This is a genomic window from Phyllobacterium sp. P5_D12 (genome assembly GCF_054049495.1).
Map to the genome: position 1 here is coordinate 1 of NZ_JBFUMG010000875.1, position 1,303 is coordinate 1,303.

1 protein-coding gene is annotated in these 1,303 nt (G+C 51.3%); it reads right to left on the minus strand.

Features of this window, described 5'->3' with window-relative positions:
* Positions 1-12: 12 nt before the first annotated feature.
* The gene (locus ACXJ5O_RS27235) at positions 13-1,065 is read right to left on the minus strand and encodes an acyltransferase (RefSeq protein WP_457302634.1); all 1,053 of its coding nucleotides are present in this window, start codon (positions 1,063-1,065) and stop codon (positions 13-15) included.
* Positions 1,066-1,303: the final 238 nt, after the last annotated feature.

Below are 1,303 nucleotides of genomic sequence, written 5' to 3' on the forward strand. Positions count from 1 at the left end.
CACCAATTGAGGCTAGATGGCCCGTATGTTCTCGGTATCTCCAAAAGGTTGGAGTTTTTGTGGAATATGATGGATCAACCAAACGGCTGCCGAACAGATGGTAAGGACAAAGGCGGTGGACAGCGCGACCTTAAGCAATACCCAGCCGTGAAATAAGGGCAGTCTCATCAACAGCCTATTCAAGCCGCGCAGCACAAGCATGTGCATCAAATAAATCGAATAAGAATTCTGTCCCCACCAGATAAACACGCCTTTCGGCATAGGCATTGCGGCATGGAAAGAACGCCCAACAAGCCAAACAAAAAGTGTAGCGGAAAATCCAAAGCTCGTTACCTTGATTTGTGACGCTGCAAAAACAACATTTCCGAGCTCGGCTAGCCACATACCCTCACCGAACGACAGTCCAAGGAAGATTAGCGCCAGAGCAGGGGCGCGCCGCACAAGCACCTTCGCTTCTTCTGGATAACGCTTCAGGTAAAAGCCGAAGTGGTAGAATGGATACCACACGAAAAATGGCAAAGCGTTGGCTGGAAATTGCCCCAGGACTCCGCTGCCCTGATGAAGCCGTACGGTGTAGGAGTAGATAAGGCCGATGGCTGCAGTGATTGCCATGACGGCGAGGTGTGTGCGCTGTCTCCGTATTTCTGCCAGGAGTGGGGTCAGCAGGACGAATTGTGCAAGAACAATGACGAAGTAGCCTATGCCGATACCCGTCCCCGTCCCCACCACCAGAGCTAGCCGTCGGGGCGACTCCAAATCTCCAGGATCTAGGATTGCTAAGTAGACCAGCGTCCACAACAGGTAGGGTCCCGTGAGCCGTTTGAAGCGGCTTTTATAATAGCTTAGAGTCCCCTCACGTTCATCATATCTAGCGAAAAAGCCCGACATAGCAAGGAACAATGGGACGGCGAAATCAAGGAACTGATTAAGTACCAGCCCGAGGATCCACGCAGGCGACCACGACGCCTGGGCAAGCAATGGATCGGAGGCGTGAATGACTATCACTGCGACGATGGCAACGCCTTTCACACTGTCCCAAAAGGTTGTTCGCAATGCGTTGGCCATGAACGTACCTATTTCGCCTCGACCCACAGTGGTTCGAATTTAAAGTCGTTTGGAACGTCTCAAGGTACAATGATCCAATAGGCGACATTCTCTTATCCATTTGGATGAAACTAACGAAAGACCTTCGCGAAAAAATGTGTGGTAGCGACGATCAAACAATCAAGTGTGGCTGTGCCGGAGGCGAGATTGAAGTCATGATCCATGACACCTGACCATAAATCGCCCACCCCTCCATGGG

Coding starts and splice junctions, on each gene's coding strand:
- ACXJ5O_RS27235 (WP_457302634.1), bottom strand. CDS start 1,065: ATGGCCAACGCATTGCGAACAACCTTTTGGGACAGTGTGAAAGGCGTT.